Consider the following 21,961-nt stretch of genomic DNA (forward strand, 5'->3'; position numbering starts at 1 on the left):
TACCGGTACTGTGCATGGGGTTGTTTTCGACACTTTTTGTCGAGCGGCCCCGCCACCGGCCAACAAGGATGCAACAAGATGTCCGATCTCGCCGACCTCTATCCGGGCTTCGCCGCCGAATGGATCGATACCTCGTTCGGCCGCATCTTCGCCCGCGTCGGCGGCAAGGGCCCGCCGCTGCTGCTCCTGCACGGCTTCTCCGAGACCCACGTGATGTGGCACCAGGTGGCGCCCGAGCTGGCCGAGCACTTCACGCTGATCATCGCCGACCTGCCGGGCTACGGCTGGTCCGACATGCCCGCGAGCGATGCGCTGCACATCCCCTACTCTAAGCGCGCCATGGCGAAAGCCATGGTCGAGGTGATGGAGCGCCTCGGCCACGTGCATTTCGCGCTCGCCGGCCACGACCGCGGCGGCCGCGTGTCGTATCGGCTGGCGCTCGACCATCCCGGCCGGCTGTCGAAGCTCGCCGTGCTCGATATCCTGCCGACCTATAATTACTGGGAGCGGATGAACCGCGCCTATGCCTTGAAGATCTATCACTGGACCTTCCTGGCGCAGCCCTATCCGCTGCCGGAGACGCTGATCGCAGGCCAAGGCGAGTTCTTCCTGCGCTTCAAGATGGCGAGCCAGACCAGGTCCAAGACACTGGACGCGATCGACCCGCGCGCGCTCGAGCACTACCTCGCCCCGTTCCGCGATCCCGCCCGCATCCACGCGATGTGCGAGGATTACCGCGCCGGCGCCTATTTCGACTACGACCTCGACAAGGCCGATTTCGAGGCCGGCAAGAAGATCACCATTCCGATGCTGGCGCTGTGGGGCAATGCCGGCATCGCCCAGGCCGCCGCGACGCCGCTCGACACGTGGAAGCAATGGGCCACGAACGCCTCCGGCATGCCGGTGGATTCCGGCCACTTCCTCACGGAGGAGAATCCCGATGTGACAGCGAGGGCGCTGCGCGAGTTCTTCTTGGCCTGACGATCTTGTAGCCCGGATGGAGCGCAGCGAAATCCGGGATTCTCTCCTCGCCGCGGCACTGTCCCGGATTGCGCTTCGCTCCATCCGGGCTACGCGACTCCGACCTACCGCCGCTCCCGAAAGAACTCCTTCAGCAGCCGCGCCGCCTCGCTCTCGCCGACGCCGGAATAGACGTCCGGCGTGTGGTGACAGGTCGGCGAGGCAAAGAACCGCACGCCTGACTCCACCGCGCCGCCCTTGGGGTCGGCCGCGCCGTAATAGAGCCGGCGGACCCTTGCAAACGAGATCGCGCCCGCACACATGGTGCAGGGCTCCAGCGTCACGTAGAGGTCGCAGTCGACCAGCCGCTCGCTGCCAATCTTCGCGGCGGCCGCGCGCAGCGCGACGATCTCGGCATGAGCGGTCGGATCATGGTCGGTCAGCGTCCGGTTGGCGCCGGTGGCGATCACCTCGTGATCGCGGACCACCACGCAGCCAACAGGAACTTCGCCCGATTTTCCGGCATTTTCGGCCGCCAGAAGCGCCAAATCCATGAAAGAAGGGGCTTTCATGCCTCGTATCATCGCCAGAAACCTGCTACTAGCTCCGCCTTCAGCAAGAGTGGATACCGATTTTGCCTGAGCATGCGGCTCGCAGCGAGCGCGCACAATGCTCGCGCCACCCCTTAAGTGAGATTAGTCATGCCTCGCGACAGCGACAAAGACAACGATTCCCGCGGCCGGCGAGGCCCGGCCAAAGGCCGTAGCGGCAAGCCGCGTGGCCCTGAGAAGAAATTCGCCAAGCGCGGCTTCGAGGGCAAGGGTGAGGGTAAGCGCGAGCGCGACAGCCGCCCGCCCCGTGGCGACCGCGACAGCCGTCCGTTCCGCCGCCGCGAGGAGGGTGACGCACCGCGCCGCGATTTCAGTGACCGTCCCCGCTTCAAGCGCGACGACCGCGGCAGTGAGGGCCGCGGCGAGCGCAGCTTCAAGCCGCGCGGCGATCGCCCGTCATTTGGCCGCGACGATCGTCCGCCGCGCAGGGATCGCGACGATGCCCGCTCGGCCGGCCGCTCCAGCGACAGGAAGTTCGGCGACAAGAAACCCTACGCGCCGCGCGGCGACCGTCCAGAGCGCAAGTTCGACGGCGAACGGAAATTTTCGCGGGGCGGGCCGGATCGCCAACGCGACCGTGGGGATCGCGGACGCGACCGTGGGGATCGCGGGCCGCGCGAGGATCGTGGCGAACGTAGCTTCAAGCCGCGCGGCGACCGCCCGAATTTCGATCGCGGTGATCGCGCACCGCGCGGTGATCGCCCACGCAAGAGCTTCGACAAGGATTTCGGCGGCCGCGATCGCGGCGACGAGAAGCCCTGGCGTCAGCGCGATGATCGGCGGGAGGGTGGCCGTGGCGAGGACCGTCCGCGTTTCTCTCGTTCGCGCGACGACCGCGCATCCGGTGACCGCCCGTTTCGCGAGCGGCCGAAATTCGATCGGCCCCGTGACCGCGACAGCGAACGCGGTGACCGTCCGAAGTTCGATCGCCCACGCCAGCGCCCCGAAGGCCGCATGGACTGGCAGGAGCATCCGCGCAGCGAGGGCCGCTTCCGCGATCGTCCGCGCCGCGACAACGAGGACGACAGCAGGATCTTCGAGAAGCGTCCCGCCTTCGGCGGCCGCGGCGCCTATCGCGAGCGCGATCGTGATTTCGAGGGCCGGCCGCGCCGCGACGAGGCGCCGAAGCCGAAGAAGGCCGGCGAGCGCATCGCCAAGGTGCTGGCCCGCGCCGGGCTTGCCTCGCGCCGCGATGCCGAGGAGATGGTCACGCAGGGCCGCGTCACCGTGAATGGCCGCGTGATCAACTCGCCGGCGCTCGACGTCACCAAGAACGACGTCGTCATGGTCGACGGCAAGCCGTTGCCGGAGCGCGAGCGCACGCGCCTCTTTCTCTACCACAAGCCGCGCGGGCTGATGACGACGCATGACGACCCCGAGGGCCGTCCGACCGTGTTCGACAATCTGCCCGAAGGCCTGCCGCGGCTGATCAGCGTCGGCCGGCTCGACTTCAACACCGAGGGCTTGCTGCTGCTCACCAACGATGGCGGCCTCGCGCGCACGCTCGAGCTGCCGGACACCGGCTGGCTGCGCCGCTACCGCGTCCGCGCCCATGGCGACGTCACCCAGGCGCAGCTCGACCAGCTCAAGAACGGCATCGAGATCGAGGGCGTCAAGTATGGTCCGATCGAGGCCACGCTGGAACGCGACCAGGGCGCCAATGTCTGGCTGGTGTTCGCGATCCGCGAAGGCAAGAATCGCGAGGTGCGCAATGTCTGCGCCCATCTCGGCCTCGAGGTGAACCGGCTGATCCGCGTCTCCTACGGACCGTTCCAGCTCGGCGAGATTCCGGAAGGTCAGGTCGAGGAGATCCGCGCGCGCGTGCTGCGCGAGCAGCTCGGCGACAAGGTGATCGAGAAGTCGGGCGCGCAGTTCGACGCGCCCTCCAAGTCATCTTCGCGCGTCGACGACGCGACCAGCGAGAAGAAGCCCGCCAGCAAGCGCGCGGTGATCAGCGACCGCAAGGGTCGCCGCGTACTGGTGCAGCGCACCGGCAGCGAGGAGGCGCGCGAGCGCAACGAGATGGAGGCGAGCGGCTACGGCCCGCCGCGCCGTCCCAAGCGCGGCTATCACGGCAAGCGCGACCTGACGCCGCGGGAGGACTGACGTTGCGCGTCGTCGGCGGTCGTTTGAAGGGGCGCAATCTCGCCTCACCGTCCTCGCGCGACATCCGCCCGACGGCGGACCGGTTGCGCGAGTCCGTGTTCAACATCCTCGTTCACGCCTATGACGATCCGATTGCGGATGCGCGCGTGCTCGATCTCTTCGCCGGCACCGGCGCGCTCGGCATCGAGGCGGCCTCGCGCGGGGCGAAGTTCACGCTGTTCGTGGACAACGGCGCGGAGGCGCGTGCGCTGTTGCGCAACAATGTCGAGGCGCTCGGCCTCGGCGGCGTCACCAAGGTGTATCGCCGCGATGCGACCGATCTCGGCCCCGCGCATCCCGTCGAGCCGTTCTCGCTGGTGTTCCTCGATCCGCCCTATGGCAAGGGCTTTGCCGAGAAGGCGCTCGCGAGCCTTCGCGACGGCGGCTGGCTCACGCCCGGCGCGCTGCTCGTGGTGGAAGAGGCGAAGGCCGCGCAGTTCGTGACGCCTGAAGGTTTCGAGGAGCTGGAGCGGCGCGCCTATGACGACACGGAGTTTGTGTTCTTGCGTAGGGCGGATTAGCAAAGCGTAATCCGCCACTGTCTCTCACTGCGGACGCAGAAGAGGTGGATTACGCCTTCGGCTAATCCACCCTACGGCACCGTCACCGCCGCCCGAACAGCTTCTCCACGTCGCTCAGCTTCAGCTCGACATAGGTCGGCCGGCCGTGATTGCACTGGCCGGAGTTCGGCGTGTCCTCCATCTCGCGGAGCAGCGCGTTCATCTCCTCCGGCCGCAGCCGGCGGCCGGCGCGCACCGAGCCGTGGCAGGCCATGGTGGCGGCGACGTGCATCAGGCGGCGTTCGAGCGGCAGCGCCTCGTCCCATTCGGCCATGTGCTCGGAAAGATCGCGCAACAGGCCGCCGGCATTGGTCTTGCCGAGCAGCGACGGCGTCTCGCGCACCGCGACCGCGCCGGGGCCGAAGGATTCGATGGCAAGGCCGAACGATGCCAGCTCCTCGCTGCGCTCCAGCAGGCGCTCCACAGTGGCCTCATCCATCTCGACGATCTCGGGGATCAGCAGGATCTGCCGCTGCACGCCGTTGGCGGCGAGCGAGGCCTTCAGCCGCTCGTAGACGATGCGCTCATGCGCGGCGTGCTGGTCGACGATGATCAGGCCGTCGCGGGTCTGCGAGACGATGTAGGTCTCGTGGATCTGCGTGCGCGCCGCGCCGAGCGGGCGATCGACGAGATCGCCGGCGGGTTGGCTCTCGATCCGCACGTCAGCACTGGGCGCGCCGACGTCGAAGGCAGCCTGCGCACGCTCGGCGAAGGCGGGCGCGGCGGCGCCTTCGAACGACGGCATCGGCGCCACCGGGGCGGCTGGCGAGGCGCGCCAGTCCCAGCTTGCCGGACGTGGCGGCATGAAGGCGGGCCGGAACGAGGACAGCGCGCTCTCGCCGCTATTGGCGGCGGTGCGGCGGCCCTCGCGTGCGAGTGCTTCCTTCAAGCCATGCACGATCAGCGCGCGGACGAGGCCGGCATTGCGGAAGCGCACCTCGGTCTTGGCCGGATGCACATTGGCATCGACCTCGCGCGGATCGAGCGTGACGAACAGCGCCAGCACCGGATGGCGGTCGCGCGGCAGATAGTCGGAATAGGCCGCGCGCACGGCGCCGAGAATGAGCTTGTCGCGCACCGGCCGGCCGTTGACGAAGAGATATTGGCCGAGCGCGTTGGCCTTTGTGAGCGCCGGCGCGGCGGCATAGCCGGCGACCACGACGCCCTCGCGCTCGGCATGGACCTCGATGGCGTGGCTGCGGAACTCGGCGCCGAGGATGTCGCCAAGCCGGGTCAGCCGTCCGGCCGCGCCGGGCAGCGCCGCGGTCCAGGTCACCGGTGCGCGCTCCTCGCCGGCGAGCGTGAAGGCGATGTCGGGCCGTGCCATCGCGAGGCGCCGTACCACTTCGCGGATGGCTTCCGCCTCGGTGCGGTCGGTCTTCAGAAACTTGAGCCGCGCCGGCGTCGCATAGAAGAGGTCGCCAACCTCGACGCGCGTGCCATGCGCCAGCGCCGCCGGCATGATCCCGGACTTCTCGCCCCCCTCGACCGACAACGCCCAGGCGTGCGGCTCGCTGGCGTGCCGCGTGGTGATGGAGAGGCGCGCCACCGATCCGATCGAGGGCAGGGCCTCGCCGCGAAACCCGAGGGTGCGGATCTGCAGCAGGTCCTCGTCGTCGAGCTTGGAGGTGGCATGGCGCTCGACGGCGAGCGCAAGGTCTTTTGCGGTCATGCCGCTGCCGTCGTCGGTGATGCCGATCCGCCGCCGCCCGCCGCCGTCGGTGAAGACGTCGATGCGGCTCGCGCCGGCATCGATGGCGTTCTCGACCAGCTCCTTGACCACGCTCGCCGGACGTTCGACCACCTCGCCGGCGGCGATGCGGTTGACGACCTGTTCTGGCAGCTGGCGGACGGGCATGAGGCTCACTCGGCGAATATTCTCAAGTGTAATGCCACGCAGCGACAAATGCATGGGTCAGGTCGAGCTTCCCACACCCGAAATGGGGGACATTTTCGGCGCGCCTCGTCCGTCGGGAATGCTTGGCATGTTCCGCGCCGCCGCATATGAGGAGCACAATTCCGCGAAAGCGCCGCGAAAACCCTAAACGATCACCACACGACGCGGCTTGCATCACACCGCGCCGTTCGAACTCTCTTTGCGATGAACCGGTCCGGTGCAGGCGAACGGTGCAGAAGGCAACCGACGGTTCATCGCGACATTCCAGGAGAAATGGATGAAGTTGGTGAAGACCTCTGCGATCGCTTGCGCTCTCGCGGCCCTCGTTGCAACGCCCGTTCTCGCCCAAGGCACCTCGTCTGGGACGAGGCCTGGCGGCACCGTACAAAGCAAGCCCATGCAAGGAGGCGCGTCAGGCAGCGAGGATGAGGATCTCGGTGCACAGCAGGGCGCAGCCGGCGAGAAGGTCGGCATGAAGTCGGGCAAAGGCACGAAGGGGTCCGTCGGGACCACCGGCAGCGCGACGCGCAAGGGCACCACGGACGATGCGGCGACCGGCGGTGCTGCGGCCGGCAAGCGCTACTGACGCCAGCTCGCGAACGGCAAATCTCCGGTCGCTCGCGCGACCGGAGGTTTTTCGCATCAATCGTCGAAGCTCCGGCCGCGGCCGGCCTTGATGTCGCTGCGGCGTTTCTTGCCCTCGAGCCGGCGCTGCTTGGAGGCGAAGGTCGGCCGCGTCGCACGGCGAGGCGTCGGCCGGACCATGGCCTCCTTGAGGATCTCGACGAGACGGTCGATGGCATCCTGACGGTTGCGCTCCTGAGTGCGAAAGCGCTGAGCGTGGATCACGATCACGCCGTCCTTGGTCATGCGCTGGCCGGCAATGCGGGCAAGGCGCAGCGCCGCGTCCTCGGGCAAGGTCAGCTTGCGCGTGTCGAAGCGCAGCTGCGCGGAGGTCGCGACCTTGTTGACGTTCTGCCCGCCCGGGCCGGAGGCGCGGACAAAGCCGATCTCGATGTCGTCCTCGTCGATGACGAGATCGCGGGATATCCGCAGCATGCTGGCACCATTCGTGATGTCAGGACATACCGCGGACATCCGTCGTCAGCAATGGCGCTGCCGTGAAACGCAAATGGCCGGGATGGCCCCGGCCATTCAGGAAACGTCGAGAAAAGAGATCAGTTCGACTTCGTCGCCGGTGCAGCCGCCGGTTGCACGGCGGCCTGCGGGGCCCGGCCGACGACGACGGTCAGCAGCCCCTGGCCCCAGAGCCGCTTGGCGGCCGCCTTGGCATCGTCCAGCGTCACGGCGTCGACGATGGCGTTGCGCTTCTCGATATAGTCGATCGGCAGCTTGTCTTGCTGATATTGCAGCAGCGCCTGTGCCAGCTTGGACGAGGTGTCGAGCGCCAGCATCTGCGAGCCCTTGAGATAGGACTTGGCCTCATCGAGCTCCTTCTGCGTCGGGCCCTCCTCGGCGATGCGGCGCACCTCCTGTTCGATGGCCTCGATGGTGTCGCCGGCGCGGTCGGCGCGGGTGCCGGTATTGCCGATGAAAATCGCCGAGTGCTGCATCCAGAGCAGCGACTCGTACACCGAATAGGCCAGTCCGCGCTTCTCGCGCACCTCGCGATAGAGCCGGGACGATAGGCCGCCGCCGCCGAGGATGTGGTTGACGACGTAGGCCGCCATGAAGCTCGGATCACTCCGCTTCACGCCGGGTCCGCCGAAGGTGATCACCGTCTGCGGCACGTCGAGGGTCACGAAGGCGCGTTGCGGCGGCTTTGCAGCCTCGACGTCGGGGACTGGCGTCAGATTGGCTTTGGCGGGCAGGCTGCCGAAGGTGTGGTCGAGCAGCTTTCCGAGCGTAGCCGGATCGACGTCGCCGACGACCGCAATCTTGAGGCCATCCCTGGCGAGGACACGGCCGACATAATTCCTCAGGTCGGCAATTGTGATGGTCGGCACGCTGTCGAGGTTGCCGTTGCTCTGCCGGCTGTAGGGGTGATCGCCGAACGCGAGCTCCAGAAACTTGCGGCTCGCCAGCGAGGTCGGATTGGTGGTCTCGCGGCGCAGGCCCGAGATGACCTGCGAGCGGATGCGTTCGACGTCGGCCGTGTCGAAATGCGGCGAGGTCAGCGCCATCCTGAGCAGGTCGAAGGCCTCGTCCTTGTTGTCGCGCAGCATGCGAAGGCTGCCCCGGAGGGTGTCGCGGGTGGCGTTGAAGGACAGCTCGATGGCGCGGCGGTCGAGCCGTTCATGGAACGTCTTGGAATCGAGATCGCCTGAGCCTTCGTCGAGGAGAGAGCCGACCAGATTGGCAACGCCCGGCTTGTCCTTGGGGTCCTCGGCCGAGCCGCCGGCGAAGGAATATTCCATGGCAATCAGCGGCACGGTTGCGTCCTGCACGAACCAGGCTTCGATGCCGCCCGGCGAGATCAGGTGCTGGATCTTTGCGGCGGCCTGCGACGGCGAGGCGGCAGAGAATGCGAGGACGGCGCCGGCGGCAACGGAGAATGCAAGGCGGCGAAGGAAGGAATAGGTCACGAGCGCTTCTCCTCGCGCTTGGCGGTTGCAGTGTCCTTGATCAAGTAGCCCGTCACCGAGCGCTTCTTCTCGAGCCATTTCTGCGCAACGGCGCGAACCTGCTCGGCGGTGACGGCGCGGATGCGATCGGGCCAGCTCCTGATGTCCTCAATCGACAGGCCGGTGGTCAGCGCGCCGCCGTACCAGCGCGCCAGCACAGCCTGGTTGTCCTGGGCGTAGATCGCTTCGGCAATGAGCTGGGTTTTGACCCGCTCCAGATCCTCGGCGCGGATCGGGTTCTGCGCGACGTTGGCAAGGACCCCGTCGACCGCCTGCTCGACCTCTGTAAAACTGACGCCGGGTTTCGGTGCAGCCGAGATCGCGAACTGGGTCGGGTCGAGCGAGATGCTCGAATAGCTGGCGCTGGCGGAGACCGCGAGCGGCTTGTCGACCACGAGGGCACGGTAAAGATAGGAATTGCTGCCGCTGCCGATCAGCTGCGCCAGCACATCGAGGGCCGCGCTCTCGCCGGCCGCGGCCGTGGTCGCCGAGGGCACGAGATAATAGCGCCGCATGTTCGGCTGCTCGACGCGCGGGTCGGCCAGCGTGACGGTGCGCGGGGCGGCGGGCTCCGGCTCCTGCGGACGAACGCGCCGCGCCGGGATCGCGGGCTGCGCGGGGATCGAGCCGAAATTGCGCTCGACCAGCGGGCGGATTTCGGCGGCGTCGACGTCGCCGGCGATCACCAGGATCGCGTTGTTCGGCGCGTAGAAGCGACGATAGAAGGCGAGCGCATCCTCGCGATCGAGCTTCTCGATCTCCTGATGCCAGCCGATCACCGGCCGCCCGTAGGGATGGTTGAGATAGAGCGCGGCCATGATCTGCTCGTTCAACCGCGCATCCGGATTGTTGGCGACGCGCATGTTGTACTCTTCGAGCACGACGTCGCGCTCGGGCAGCACGTTCTCGTCCTTGAGGACGAGGCCTGTCATGCGGTCGGCCTCGAACTCCATCATGGTCGGCAGCTGCTCTTTCGGCACGCGCTGATAGTAGTTGGTGTAGTCGACCGAGGTCGAAGCGTTCTCGTTGCCGCCGACACGCAGCACGGTCTGGGAGAATTCGCCTGCCGGATGCTTCGCGGTGCCCTTGAACATCAGGTGCTCGAGGAAGTGCGCGAGGCCGGACTTGCCGGGCGTCTCATCGGCCGAGCCGACTTTGTACCAGATCATCTCGGTGACAACGGGGGTGCGGCGGTCCGGGATCACCACGACCTGCATGCCGTTGGCGAGCGTGAAGCTGGCGGGCGGAGCCGATGTCACCGTGGTCTGGGCAAGGGCGGCGCCGGCCGAAAGGACACTCGTCGAAAGCAGCGCGGCAAGGAGGCAGGCAGCCGATCGGTAAGAGGACATCATGATCCCTGGTTGTGAGGTGCCGAGCCCGGATCTCCGGCTCGGAGGGCACGGCAGGCTACACCGTGCGGCTGAGGCTTCGCGTCACGAAGCAGAGAACTCAACGCTTAGGCAAGTTACTGATAAGCAATTTTGAACGAGGTGGGCGGACATGCGCCGCCCGACCCTCGCTTCGCGTGGGTCAGAATGTCGCGACAGGACAGGAACGCTATTGTTCCTTCTCCTTGCCGGATCGGACGTCGAAATAGGTCCGCTTCGAATTATCCGGGCCGGCGCCGTAGGCGTAGTTCGGCGACGGCGTCTGATATCCCGGCGGCGGCTCCACCAGCGATTGGCGTGGCGGTTCCGACGTAAACTGCTTGGACTCGGGCCCGTTCCCTTTGAAGAGTTTCCACAGCCCTCCGGTATATCCGAGTTCGGCAGGGCTCATCGTCGGATTGGCCACGTTGGTGCCCGGCTGGACCGGGTCATTGCTCGTCTTGTCGGCGGCGGCCGTCCTATGGGCGTTCAACTCGGCGGGCGACAGCGGCTGGGCGTTCTTCCAGTACTCCGTTGCCTTGTTACCGGACTTCTTCCGCTGGGCGATGGCCTCCTTGCGGCGCTTCTCGTCGGGGTCCTTCGGCCAGTTCGGCGCAGCCGCAGCCTCGGCTGCGGCAGGCGGCGGCAGGTCGAGCTTGGGCGGCACGACCAGCGGCGAACGCTCGCGGTATTCGATGCCGGGTTTTTCCATGCTCCGGGCGCCAAGGCCGGTCATCAGGTTGTCGATGAGCTTCTCTTCGAAGGTCATGTCGTCGTCGTCGTCATCGTCGGCAGCACGGGCGCCACCGGTCGACATGACGAGGCCGATGCCGAGCGCGACGGCGGCCAATTTCAGTGCCCGCCAGCCCCCCGATTGGGAGCCCCGAACCATCGAACCGCTGGTCTTCGAGCTGCGCATCACCGTACCTGTTTCATATTGTAGCAGATTGCCGCCCACACGCGGCTTGACCCTTGCAAAAGCCGGGTTCCAGCTGCCGGTCCGTATCGGCCGGGATCAGGGCGCTTTTGCGGCGGGTACCCCCAAGAAGGAATCATACAATAGCGCTGCCACCCCAGCAACGATGGCCACGTCCGCGAGGTTAAACACATACCAATTATAGGTATTTCCGGCGATCTCGATGTGGAACAGGGCGAAATCCACCACCGCGCCATAGGCCAAGCGGTCGATGCCGTTGCCGATGGCGCCGCCGATGATCAGACCGAGCGCGACGGTCGCGAGCATGGTGTGCGAGCGGGCCATCCAGATCGCCAGCGCAACCACCGCGATCACTTTGACGGCCATCAGCGCGAGCTGCGCGGCCTGGCTGTCGTTCTGGAGCCAGCCGAAGCTGATGCCGATATTCCAGGCCAGCACCAGGTCGAAGAACGGCGTCACCCGCACTGCGCCGCGACGGGCGAGGTCGAACACGTTCAACAGCCAGAGCTTCGAGGCCTGGTCGGCCACGAGCGTGACCATGGCCGCGAGGATGCCGGCGCGGAGCGGGGTCATGGCCGACCGATCAGACGCTCACCCCCAGCGCCTTCCATTCGCGCAGCGCCTTGGCGTCGCGCGGGGTGACGTCGGGGTATTCGGCGTCTTCGCCGACCATCGGCGAGATCTTCCAGGAGCGGGCGCATTTGGTGCCGATCGCCTTCTCCACCACGACCGCGACGCCGGGGACGGCATCGAGGCGGAACGCCGAGGCCGGCGCCTCGCCCTCCCGCACCTCGTAGTTCGAGGTGATGCAGACTTCAGCCAGATCGATGTCGAACAAGGTCGCCAGCATGGCGCGATCGACGACATAGATTACCGGCGATGCCTCGAGCGAGGAGCCGATGTTCTTGGCGGCGCGTTCCAGCTCGAGTGCGCCGGTGACGACGCGACGCACGTTGCGGATCGTCTCCCATTTCGCGGCGAGCTTGTCGTCGCGCAAGGCTTCGAGATCGGTCGGGAACAGCGTCAGGTGCACGGACGGTTCGGCGTCGGGCCGGTACATGCGCCACGCCTCCTCCGCAGTGAAGCTGAGGATCGGGGCCAGCCATTTCAGGATCGAAGCGCACAACAGGTCGATGGTCGTCAGTGCCGCCTTGCGCGTCAGCGAGGAGGGCGGATCGCAATACAGCGTATCCTTGCGGATGTCGAAGTAGAAGGCGGAGAGCTCGCTGTTCAGGAAGGCCGACAGGATCGCGACCACGGTCTTGTAGTCGAACTCCCGGTAGGCCTTGCCGATCGCGGCGGCGCGACCTGAGAGCTCGTGCAGCATCAAGCGCTCGAGCTCGGGCATCTCGGCCGGCGCGATTGCATCGGCCGGCCTGTAATGATGCAGCGTCCCCAGCATCCAGCGCACGGTGTTGCGCAGCTTGCGATAAGTCTCGACGGTGTTCTTCAGGATCTCGGGGCCGATGCGCTGGTCGTCGGTATAGTCGCTCGACGCGACCCAGAGCCTTAAGATGTCGGCGCCAGATTCCTTGATGACGGCCTGCGGCTCGATGGTGTTGCCGAGCGACTTCGACATCTTGCGGCCGTCCTCGGCCTGGGTGAAGCCGTGGGTCAGCACGATGTCGTAAGGCGCGCGGCCGCGCGTGCCGCAGCTTTCCAGCAGCGAGGAGTGGAACCAGCCGCGATGCTGGTCCGAGCCTTCCAAGTACATCACCGTGTCGGCGCCGCCGTCGACCTTGCGCTTGATGCCGGCGAGCCCGGGAAACTGCACGGGATCTTCGAGCACGAAAGCGTGGGTCGAGCCGGAATCGAACCAGACGTCGAGAATGTCATCGACCTTCTGCCAGTCCTCGCTCGCGCGGGAGCCGAGGAAGCGCTCGCGCGCGCCCGTCGCGTACCAGGCGTCGGCGCCTTCCTTCTCGAAGGCGTCGCCGATGCGCGCATTGACGGCCTCGTCCTGGAGGATCTCGGCGGAGCCGTCGCCCTTCTCGCGCACGAACACTGCGATCGGCACCCCCCAGGCGCGCTGGCGCGAGATCACCCAGTCGGGGCGTGCCTCGATCATGCCGTTGATGCGGTTCTCGCCGGACGGCGGCACCCATTGCGTCACCGAGATCGCCTGCAGCGCGCGGGCGCGCAGCGTGTCGCCGCTCTTCGTCTTGCCGCCCACCGCGATGTCCTTGTCCATCGCGATGAACCATTGCGGCGTGTTGCGGAAGATCACCGGCTTCTTCGAGCGCCAGGAGTGCGGATATTGATGCTTGAGCCGGCCGCGGGCGAGCAGCATGCCTTTCTCGACGAGCGCCTTGATCACGGCCTCGTTGGCATCGCCCTTCTCGCCCTTGTCGGTGATGACGCGCTTGCCGGCAAAGCCCGGCGCATGATCGGTGTAGGCGCCGTTCTCGTCGACGGTATAGGGGATGGCGGTGTTGATGCCGCGCGCGTCGAGATCGCGCGCCTCTGCCATCCAGACATCGAAGTCCTCGCGGCCATGGCCGGGCGCCGTGTGCACGAAGCCGGTGCCGGTGTCATCGGTGACATGGTCGCCAGGCAGCAGCGGCACGATGAAGTCGTAGCCACCGCCGACGCCCTTGAGCGGATGGGCACACTCGATCGCGTCCATGGTGTCGCCGGGGACGTCGCGGACCTTCTCATAAGCCGTCACGCGCGCCTGCTTGAAGACGTCTTGCGCGAGCGCATCGGCGAGGATGAGGAGGTCGCCGTTCCTGGCCCAATTGTCGGCGGGGGCGTCCGTCACCTTGTAGAGGCCATAAGCGATCTTCGGCGAGAACGAGATGGCGCGATTGCCCGGCAGCGTCCAGGGCGTGGTGGTCCAGATCACGACGCTCGCCGAGGCGAGCGCACCGTGCGCGGGCGAGGTCACCGGGAATTTCACCCAGACCGTATCGGACGTGTGGTCCTCGTACTCCACCTCGGCTTCGGCCAGCGCGGTCTTCTCAACCACGCTCCACATCACCGGCTTGGAGCCGCGATAGAGCGTGCCGTTTGCGGCAAACTTCATCAGCTCGCGCGCGATCTGGGCTTCGGCCGGATAGCTCATGGTGGCGTAGGGATGGTCCCAATCGCCGATCACGCCGAGGCGCTTGAACTCCTCGCGCTGCACGCCGAGCCAGTGCGTGGCATAGGCGCGGCACTCCTTGCGGAAATCAATCATCGCGGCGCTGTCGCGGAAGTCGGGCTTCTGCTTGCCCTTCTTGCGATAATGCTCCTCCTCGACCTTCCACTCGATCGGCAGGCCATGGCAGTCCCAGCCCGGCACGTAGTTGGAATCGAAGCCGAGCATCTGCTGGCTCTTGGTGACGAGGTCCTTCAGGATCTTGTTCAGCGCCGTGCCGATATGGATGTTGCCGTTGGCGTAGGGCGGGCCGTCATGCAACACGAACTTGGCGCGGCCCTTCGCACTCTGGCGCAGCTTCTCGTAGAGGCCGATCTCGTACCAGCGCTTGAGGATCTCCGGCTCGCGCTGCGGCAGGCCGGCGCGCATCGGGAATTCGGTCTGCGGCAGGAACAGGGTCTTCGAATAGTCCTTGGCTTCAGACTTTTGGGACTTTTGCGGCTTTTCGGACATGAGGCTGACTGGCTCGGAAGGGCGCGGGAACGGATGGCGATGCGGAATCGGGGGTGAAACGACGAAATCCCGGTCTTGCGCCGAGCCTTCAGGCTCAGGCGGAAGCCGGGCCGCTAATCCCTATGATGCGCCGCGCAAACATGGGCTCTCCATAGCAGGGGGGTGGAGGAAGCGCAAAGGTCCGGGGGCCCGGTTTCGCCTCTCAATCGATCACGCCCAGGCGCGGAAACGCGTCCGGGGCGGCGGCGAGCATGGCGCGGGCGCGGGCGGAATCGTCGTCCATCTGGTGAATCAGGGCCTCTAGACCATCGAATTTCAGCTCATCGCGGATGAAGCCGATGAAGGCGCAGTCGAGCGCCTGCCCGTAGAGGTCGCCCTTGAAGTCGAACAGGAAGATTTCGAGCAGCGGGGCGCCATTGTCGAAGGTCGGGCGGCGGCCGAAGCTGGCCACCCCGTCCAGCCGCTCGGTGCCGCGGCCGACCCGGACCGCGTAGATGCCGTGCTTGAGGCCGCAATTGGCGTCCAGGCGGATGTTGGCGGTGGGATAGCCGAGGTCGCGGCCGCGCTTTTCGCCGTGGATGACCTCGCCGGTGATGAACCAGGGCGCGCCCAGCATGGTCGTGGCCTCGTCGAGCTGGCCCTCGGCGAGGGCGATCCGGATCGCGCTGGAGGAGACCGGCCGCTCGTCGATATCGACATGCGGCTGGACGTCGACTTCGATGCCGAGCCGGGGCGCCTCGTTGACCAAGAGGCTCGGGGAGCCGACGCGACCCTTGCCGAAATGGAAGTCGTAGCCGACCGCGATGCCGCTGACGCCGAGCCGCCCGATCAGGTCATGGTGAATGAAATCTTGCGCGCTGGTTCCGGCACGAGCCTTGTCGAAGGTCATGACCACGGCGCCGGCAAGCCCGGTACCGGCCAGAAGCCGCAGCTTGGCCCGCTCGTCCGTCAGGCGGAATTGCGGGGTGTTGGGGCTGAAGAACCGTCGCGGATGCGGCTCGAAGGTCAAGGCCAGCGCAGGCCGGCCATGCGCCCTGCCCATCTCCAGGGCAGCCGCGATGACGGCGCGATGGCCGAGATGCACGCCGTCGAAATTGCCCATGGCAACCACGGCGCCCCTCGGAATCGCGGAATCCGGCGTTGTATCGCGGATGACGGTAAAAGGCGGAGCCATCAGGGGAATTCTCGAACCAGGCAGGACCGGCCCGGACCGTGGCGCGACCGGCACCGCGAAGTCAAGCGGCGGGCGGGCAGACATTGAACACGATTTCAAGCCTTCGGAGCTGACCGCAGTTAACGCGCTGTTTAAGGCCTTGGTGCTAGTCCTTGAGGCGTGGAACTGCCGGGCGCCGGCCTGGCAGGTCTGATCGTAATATTCCTGGGTTTGCGTTGGGGGAGTCGAGATGGCGGTTGATTTGTCGATGCCGGTTCTGGTGGTGGATGACTACAGCACCATGATCCGTATCATCCGGAATCTGCTGAAGCAGCTTGGCTTCGAGAATATCGATGATGCCAGCGACGGTTCGGCAGCGCTGAACAAGATGCGCGGCAAGAAGTACGGGCTCGTGATCTCCGACTGGAACATGGAGCCGATGACGGGCTACGACCTCTTGCGCGAAGTCCGCGCGGATCCGAACCTCGCCACCACGCCCTTCATCATGATCACGGCCGAATCCAAGACCGAGAACGTGATCGCGGCCAAGAAGGCCGGCGTGAACAACTACATCGTCAAGCCGTTCAATGCGGCGACGCTGAAGACCAAGATCGAGGCGGTCTTCCCGGACATGGCGAGCGCGTAAGGGCGCTCTTCGCCGGACAACAATTTTCCGTTTGGAACGTCATGCCCGGGCTTGTCCCGGGCATCCACGTTCTTGGATGCAAAAAAAGGAAGACGTGGATGGCCGGGTCATAGGCGAGCGCAAGCGACGCCGTCCTTCGGACGGCTATGCCCGGCCATGACGGCGTCTGAGGCTTGCCCTTTGGTCTAAGTCCATTGCAGCTGCGCGCGCTCCGCCGTCACCACTTCAATTCGCGCATCAGCGCCTTCGGCGGGTGGCCGAACAGCTCTATGACCGAATTCGGGTCGAGCTGGTCGAGGCCCTCGAACTCCTCGGCATGGATGCCGCGGGTGACGAACAGGCAGTCGATGCCGAATTCGCGGGCGCCGGTTAAGTCGGTGCGGACGGAATCGCCGATCGCCAGCACCTTTTTCCGGTCGATCTGGTAGCCTTGGCGTTCGCCGGCGAGCGCCATGGCGCGCTCGTAGATCGGCCGGTGCGGCTTGCCGTAGAAGATCACCTCGCCGCCGAGCTCACGGTAGAGCTCGGCGATGGCGCCGGCGCAGTAGATCAACCGGTCGCCGCGTTCCACCACGATGTCGGGGTTGGCGCAGACCAGCGTCAGCTTGCGCTCGCGCGCCTGCAGCATCATGCCGCGATAGTCTTCCGCCGTCTCGGTCTCGTCGTCGTAGAGGCCGGTGCAGACGATGTAATCGGCTTGCTCCAGCGGCGCGGTCACCGCATCGAGGCCGCGATAGATCGAGTTGTCGCGCTCGGGGCCGAGCCAGAACATCTTGCGGCCGGGATGCTCGGCGACGTAGAGCCGGGTCAGGTCGCCTGAAGATACGATCGCGTCATAGGTCTCATCGGGGACGCCGAGCTTGCGCAATTGCCGCTGCACGGAGTCGGCAGGGCGCGGTGCGTTGGTGATCAGGATTACCGTACCGCCCCGGCTGCGATAGGTGTGCAGCGCCTCGCAGGCTTCGGGGAAGGATTCCAGCCCGTTATGGACCACGCCCCAGATGTCGCTGAGCACGACCTCCACACCGCCCACGAGCTCGCGCAGGCCTTCGGCAAAATGCAGCGCGGTCATGGCGTGCGCGGCCGATCAGATGCGACGCGCGAGCGCTGCGTTGCCGGTGACGCGTTGGGGCGGAGGCGCCGAAGAGGTCGCGCCTGAGTTGGGTGTGGCGGAGCCATTGGATCCTTGAATGTCCTGCGCCTGGTTCGGCGAGGCCCCGCCGGTAGCAGATGCCCCCTCCGGCCGCAATGGCCGGGGCGGTGCGAACAGGAACCCTTGGCCGAAACGTACGTCATAGTCGAGCAGGTCGACCACGGCGCGCTCGCCTTCGATCCGTTCGGCGATCAGATCGATGCCGAAGCGGCCGAGCAGGTCGGAGAGGTCGGAAGGGTGGATGTCGGAGGCGGAGGCCTGCTTGGGATCGAGCAGCAGCGCGGCCGGCACCTTGATGAAGCGAACCCCGCGATCGGCCAGCTCGCGCGGTTCGATGCGCAAATCCGTGACATGGTCGATGGAGAAACGGAAGCCGCGCTGGGCGAGCGCCGCGAGGTTCTCGGTCTCGGCGGGGCCGAGATTGCGGAAGGTCGACTGCTTGAACTCCAGCACCAGCGAGGGTGCCAGCGCGCGGTTGGCTTCCAGGAAATCGAGACATTGCGCGAAGGTGGTGGAATTGCCCAGCGTGGACGCCGCGACGTTGCAGAACACGCCGACGTCCTTGTTGCGCACCATCAGGCGCCGCAGCACCTGCACGCATCGCAGCATCACCATGTTGTCGATGCGCCCGATCAGGCCCGAGGCTTCCGCGATGCTGATGAACTCTTCGGCGGCGATCAGCTGGTCGCGCTCGTCGCGCAGGCGCGTCACCGCCTCGTAGAACCGCACCTTGCGCTGCGGCAGCGTGACCATCGGCTGCAGGAAGATATCGATGCGGTTCTCGTCGACCGCATTGCGCAGCGTCGCCAGCAATTGGGTCTGGTTGCGTCCATTGGCGGTCTGAACCGGGGGGGCGGCCTGGACCTGCACCATCGGCGGCGCCGGCCGTAGCGGGGGCTGCGGAAGCGGAGGAGGAGCGAGCGGCTTCTCCTCGAACGGGGCAGCCAGATCGATCGGCGTTTCCGGCTCGGGCCTTGAGACCGGGGCGGGTGCGGGAGCCGACGCGTGGCCGGCGAGCAGATCCTCATGGGCCGCCACGGTGGTGGCGAGCTGCCTGACCAATCCGCCAAGTTCGTTGATCTCGCCGATGACCGACTGGATGCGGTCGGAATTGGTCGAATTGGACGCGGCGATGCGGCTCTCGACCGCAGCCAGCCGGCGGCCGAACTCGGCCACCTGGCGGGCGAGGTCGGCGGTGCCGCGCGAGAGATCGGCGATCTGGCCGCCGACGTCGCTGCGGTCGCGCAGCCGCATCGACACCGCGTTGTAGAGGATCAGGAAGGTCAGCGCGGTCAGCGCCACGATCGCCGATTCCGTTCCGCTGATGCCGGCGACCGAATAGAGCACGAGCCCGAGCGAGGCCGCGACCAGGACCATGCAGATGGCGATGAAGATCGTCGAAATGCGAATCATGCCGCGCGTTATGCCTTTAAGAGCTGACTGCCTCACCCGGGGAAAACACGGGTCGCTCGACCTCGTCACGCCTCATGCTCCCCCAAGCTTCGATCAGCCTAACATCATTGTTGATTCGAGGGGATAGGACTGTGTCGGAGCCTATTCAGGCCCGCGCGCCCAAAGCGTTTCGTCACACGTCTGCCGGCTCAGGTGCGGAAATCAAGACGCTCTCAGCGGAAAATCATGCCGCCCTCAAGGCCAGCGCGCCGCATGCGCCCTATCGTCCCGGCGTTTTCAACCGCAGGAGATTGCCATGTCGACATCCGCCGCGCTCAAGCCAGGCGCCCCCCAACCTGATCTTGCCGCCGTCAAGCAGCGCCAGCACGGCGCCTGGTCGTCCGGCGATTATGCCGTGGTCGGCACCACCTTGCAGATCGTCGGGGAACAGCTCTGCGAGGCCATCGACCTGCGCGCCGGCAGCAAGGTGCTGGACGTCGCAGCCGGCAACGGCAATGCGACGCTGGCGGCGGCGCGGCGCTGGTGTGACGTCACATCCACCGACTACGTGCCGGCGCTGCTCAAGCGCGGGCGCGAGCGCGCTATGGCCGAACACCTCGCCGTCGAGTTCCGCGAGGCGGATGCCGAGGCGCTGCCGTTTGCGGATGCCGCATTCGACGTCGTGCTCTCCACTTTCGGCGTGATGTTCACGCCGGATCAGGACAGGGCGGCCTCCGAGCTCGCGCGGGTCTGCAGATCCGGCGGCAAGATCGGTCTCGCCAACTGGACGCCGCAAGGCTTTATCGGCCAGCTGTTCAAGACCATCGGCAAGCATTTGCCGCCGCCGGCCGGGGTGAAATCGCCCGCCATGTGGGGCACACCGGCACGGCTCGAGGAGATGTTCGGCGGCGTGGCCGCGGAGATCGCCGCCGAGCCGCGCATGTTCGTGTTCCGCTATCGTTCGCCGGACCACTGGCTCGACATCTTCAAGACCTACTACGGTCCCACGCTGAAGGCGTTTGCCGCGCTCGACGCAAGCGGCCAAGCGGCGCTGACGCGCGATCTCCTGACGCTGCTCGAAGAGTTCAACCACGCCGATGACGGCACGATCGTGGTGCACAGCGAATATCTGGAAGCCGTGATCACCAAGCGCTGACCCGCGCCCGGCATGCGGTCGGGCCAGCTTCGGCCCGACCGCCACCGATCAAAATGGCGCGGTGGCGCCGACGGTGTCGGCGGAGACGGCGTCCCGGGTGCCGAGCGGCTTCGCCCGCCCGGTGGTGGTATCGCGCAGCGTCTGCCGCTCGATCTCCGAATTCAGCTCGGCGCCGAACATGATGACGATCGCCGACATCCACATCCACGTCATCAGGCCGATCGCCGCGCCCAGCGAGCCGTAGGTTGCGTTGTAATTGGCGAATTCCGAGAGATACCAGGACAGCAGGGCAGAGCCCGCGATCCAGAGAATCGCGGCAATCACGGCGCCGAGGCTCAGCCATTGCCAGCGCGGCGCATCGCGGCTCGGCGCGAAGCGATAGAGGATGGCGAGTGCGACCAGCAGGATGATGAACAGCAGCGGCCATCGTGCCAGCGCCACGATCAGCTTGCTTTCCGGCGCCATGCCGAGATGATTGAGCGCAAGCGGGAAGGCGACGACGGCTCCCACCATCAACAGCAGCGCCACGATGCCGCCGACGGTGAAGGCCAGCGAGACCATGTTCAGCCGGATGAAGCTGCGCTTCTCGCGTTCCTCATAGGCGACGTTGAGGGCGTCGAAGATCGCCTTGACGCCGGCATTGGCGCTCCAGATCGCAAGCAGCAGGCCGACCAGGAAGGTGACGCCGAGCGTCGCATTGCCGTTCGACACCACGCGCGCGACCTGGTCCTCGACGATCTGGAACGAGCCCTCCGGCAGCATGGTCGCAAGCGTGTGCAGATTGGCGCTGATCGTGGCGGGATCGGCGAACAGGGCATAAGAGGAGACGAGCGCGGTGACTGCGGGGAAGAGCGCGAGCAGCCCGAAGAAGACGACGCCGCCCGCCGTCGCGAGCAGGCGATCCTCGTCGATGCGTTGATAGGTCCGCCAGAAAATGTCCTTCCAGCCAGCCCAGGGGATCTCGAACGGGCTTTTCGCCCGGCGGCCGCGGCCCGGCTGCATCGCCGCACCGGCCGGGTGCGTTTCCGGGGAATTCGCTTCGCCCTTGCGGTGGTGTTGCGGAGGCCCGGGCCTCGCCAGGCCGGAATCCTGAAAGTAGCGCTCCGCGGTCAGCACGAACACGGCCGTCGCCGCCACCAGCAGCCAGGAGTCGATCTGCTCGGAGCGCCGCGCCAGCATCACGCCTCCAGACTATGCCTGTTGCGTCGCCGCCGGGCGGCCGTCAGCCCGACCAGGCCGACCGCCGCGAGCATCAGGCCGAGCTGCACGGGACGGTTGGCGCGGGCCGGCCAGGTCTTGATGCCGCCGCGCTCGCCCGGTGCGAGCGGCGCGAGGGGAATCGTCGTTGCGACCTCCTTCACCGCCTCCTTGACCGTTCCACGCGGGATCCGGGGCGTGGCGACCGCCACGCGCAGACGGCTCGCGAGCGGCACGACCGGCTTGGCCTTGCGTTTCATCTGGGCCATGGCCACCCCGGCACAGACCGCAGCCAGCACCAGCAGCACTGCGGCGACGGCGCCAAATCCCCAGAACTGCCCGTAGGTGATCCCGACCCAGCGGTACAGGGCGATCAGTCCGACGAAGAATGCCGCGACAACGAACAGGCCGGCGACCGCGAACAGCCCGCCGGCCACCGCGTAGGATGCCACCTTGCCTGTGGCCTGGCTGGTCTGGTCACGCAGATAGGATTGAGCAGCGCGTTTGACGTGATTGAGCTTGAGCGCCATCCCGGCGCGCAGCAATTCGCCCGATGGCGCGAGCATGCGGACATCCTCCCAAGACGAGAAAATTCATCGGGGGATGAACG

19 protein-coding genes are annotated in these 21,961 nt (G+C 66.5%); 6 read left to right on the forward strand and 13 right to left on the reverse strand.

The window, feature by feature from the left end:
• Positions 1 to 78 precede the first annotated feature (78 nt).
• Entirely contained in the window at positions 79 to 981 is a 903-nt protein-coding gene (locus I6F36_RS22515) for an alpha/beta fold hydrolase (protein ID WP_225172178.1), read from the forward strand.
• A gap of 104 nt (positions 982 to 1,085) precedes the next feature.
• On the opposite strand, the gene tadA is transcribed toward I6F36_RS22515, so the two are convergent.
• The gene (tadA, locus tag I6F36_RS22520) at positions 1,086 to 1,544 is read right to left on the reverse strand and encodes a tRNA adenosine(34) deaminase TadA (protein WP_225172179.1); all 459 of its coding nucleotides are present in this window, start codon (positions 1,542 to 1,544) and stop codon (positions 1,086 to 1,088) included.
• A 117-nt stretch (positions 1,545 to 1,661) separates the two neighbouring features.
• Here tadA and I6F36_RS22525 point away from each other — a divergent pair, with 117 nt between their 5' ends.
• Both I6F36_RS22525 and rsmD read left to right on the forward strand, forming a co-directional pair.
• Positions 1,662 to 3,677, forward strand: a complete 2,016-nt coding sequence (locus I6F36_RS22525; RefSeq protein WP_225172180.1) for a pseudouridine synthase — start codon at positions 1,662 to 1,664, stop codon at positions 3,675 to 3,677.
• Between the two features lie 2 nt (positions 3,678 to 3,679).
• Positions 3,680 to 4,237: a 16S rRNA (guanine(966)-N(2))-methyltransferase RsmD gene (gene rsmD / locus I6F36_RS22530; protein ID WP_225147360.1), complete on the forward strand. Its 558-nt coding sequence runs from the start codon at positions 3,680 to 3,682 to the stop codon at positions 4,235 to 4,237.
• Between the two features lie 82 nt (positions 4,238 to 4,319).
• On the opposite strand, the gene mutL is transcribed toward rsmD, so the two are convergent.
• Complete coding sequence (gene mutL, locus I6F36_RS22535) at positions 4,320 to 6,134, reverse strand: DNA mismatch repair endonuclease MutL (protein WP_225172181.1); 1,815 nt, start codon at positions 6,132 to 6,134, stop codon at positions 4,320 to 4,322.
• Positions 6,135 to 6,450: 316 nt separating this feature from the next.
• On the opposite strand from mutL, the gene I6F36_RS22540 reads away from it, so the two are divergent.
• On the forward strand, positions 6,451 to 6,759 hold the full coding sequence (locus I6F36_RS22540) for a hypothetical protein (protein ID WP_225126843.1): 309 nt from the start codon (positions 6,451 to 6,453) through the stop codon (positions 6,757 to 6,759).
• 56 nt (positions 6,760 to 6,815) lie between these two features.
• Here I6F36_RS22540 and arfB read toward each other — a convergent pair whose 3' ends face one another.
• From arfB to I6F36_RS22575, 7 genes are all read right to left on the reverse strand, one after another.
• The gene (arfB, locus tag I6F36_RS22545) at positions 6,816 to 7,232 is read right to left on the reverse strand and encodes an alternative ribosome rescue aminoacyl-tRNA hydrolase ArfB (protein ID WP_027575820.1); all 417 of its coding nucleotides are present in this window, start codon (positions 7,230 to 7,232) and stop codon (positions 6,816 to 6,818) included.
• A gap of 119 nt (positions 7,233 to 7,351) precedes the next feature.
• Positions 7,352 to 8,719, reverse strand: coding sequence for a pitrilysin family protein (locus I6F36_RS22550; RefSeq protein ID WP_225172182.1), 1,368 nt, complete (start codon positions 8,717 to 8,719; stop codon positions 7,352 to 7,354).
• Positions 8,716 to 10,107: a pitrilysin family protein gene (locus I6F36_RS22555; protein WP_225172236.1), complete on the reverse strand. Its 1,392-nt coding sequence runs from the start codon at positions 10,105 to 10,107 to the stop codon at positions 8,716 to 8,718. Before I6F36_RS22555 ends, I6F36_RS22550 begins: the two co-directional genes overlap by 4 nt.
• Positions 10,108 to 10,315: 208 nt before the next feature.
• On the reverse strand, positions 10,316 to 11,044 hold the full coding sequence (locus I6F36_RS22560) for a hypothetical protein (protein ID WP_225172237.1): 729 nt from the start codon (positions 11,042 to 11,044) through the stop codon (positions 10,316 to 10,318).
• Positions 11,045 to 11,140: 96 nt separating this feature from the next.
• Complete coding sequence (gene lspA / locus I6F36_RS22565; protein WP_036027098.1) at positions 11,141 to 11,635, reverse strand: signal peptidase II; 495 nt, start codon at positions 11,633 to 11,635, stop codon at positions 11,141 to 11,143.
• A gap of 10 nt (positions 11,636 to 11,645) precedes the next feature.
• Entirely contained in the window at positions 11,646 to 14,654 is a 3,009-nt protein-coding gene (gene ileS, locus I6F36_RS22570; RefSeq protein ID WP_225172183.1) for an isoleucine--tRNA ligase, read from the reverse strand.
• Positions 14,655 to 14,856: 202 nt separating this feature from the next.
• Entirely contained in the window at positions 14,857 to 15,828 is a 972-nt protein-coding gene (locus tag I6F36_RS22575) for a bifunctional riboflavin kinase/FAD synthetase (protein ID WP_036027101.1), read from the reverse strand.
• Between the two features lie 229 nt (positions 15,829 to 16,057).
• On the opposite strand from I6F36_RS22575, the gene I6F36_RS22580 reads away from it, so the two are divergent.
• On the forward strand, positions 16,058 to 16,453 hold the full coding sequence (locus I6F36_RS22580) for a response regulator (RefSeq protein WP_008567674.1): 396 nt from the start codon (positions 16,058 to 16,060) through the stop codon (positions 16,451 to 16,453).
• Between the two features lie 217 nt (positions 16,454 to 16,670).
• On the opposite strand, the gene I6F36_RS22585 is transcribed toward I6F36_RS22580, so the two are convergent.
• On the reverse strand, positions 16,671 to 17,525 hold the full coding sequence (locus tag I6F36_RS22585) for a TIGR01459 family HAD-type hydrolase (protein WP_057027662.1): 855 nt from the start codon (positions 17,523 to 17,525) through the stop codon (positions 16,671 to 16,673).
• Between the two features lie 15 nt (positions 17,526 to 17,540).
• Entirely contained in the window at positions 17,541 to 19,019 is a 1,479-nt protein-coding gene (locus I6F36_RS22590) for an EAL domain-containing protein (protein WP_225172184.1), read from the reverse strand.
• A 295-nt stretch (positions 19,020 to 19,314) separates the two neighbouring features.
• Here I6F36_RS22590 and I6F36_RS22595 point away from each other — a divergent pair, with 295 nt between their 5' ends.
• Positions 19,315 to 20,154: a class I SAM-dependent methyltransferase gene (locus tag I6F36_RS22595; RefSeq protein WP_225172185.1), complete on the forward strand. Its 840-nt coding sequence runs from the start codon at positions 19,315 to 19,317 to the stop codon at positions 20,152 to 20,154.
• Between the two features lie 48 nt (positions 20,155 to 20,202).
• On the opposite strand, the gene I6F36_RS22600 is transcribed toward I6F36_RS22595, so the two are convergent.
• Both I6F36_RS22600 and I6F36_RS22605 read right to left on the reverse strand, forming a co-directional pair.
• Positions 20,203 to 21,333 (reverse strand): YihY/virulence factor BrkB family protein, encoded by a 1,131-nt coding sequence (locus tag I6F36_RS22600; protein ID WP_225144316.1) that lies wholly within the window; start codon positions 21,331 to 21,333, stop codon positions 20,203 to 20,205.
• Positions 21,333 to 21,917: a phage holin family protein gene (locus I6F36_RS22605; RefSeq protein WP_225172186.1), complete on the reverse strand. Its 585-nt coding sequence runs from the start codon at positions 21,915 to 21,917 to the stop codon at positions 21,333 to 21,335. Before I6F36_RS22605 ends, I6F36_RS22600 begins: the two co-directional genes overlap by 1 nt.
• Positions 21,918 to 21,961: the final 44 nt, after the last annotated feature.

The organism is Bradyrhizobium sp. BRP19 (assembly GCF_020194195.1).
GTDB classification, from domain to species: Bacteria; Pseudomonadota; Alphaproteobacteria; order Rhizobiales; family Xanthobacteraceae; genus Bradyrhizobium; species Bradyrhizobium yuanmingense.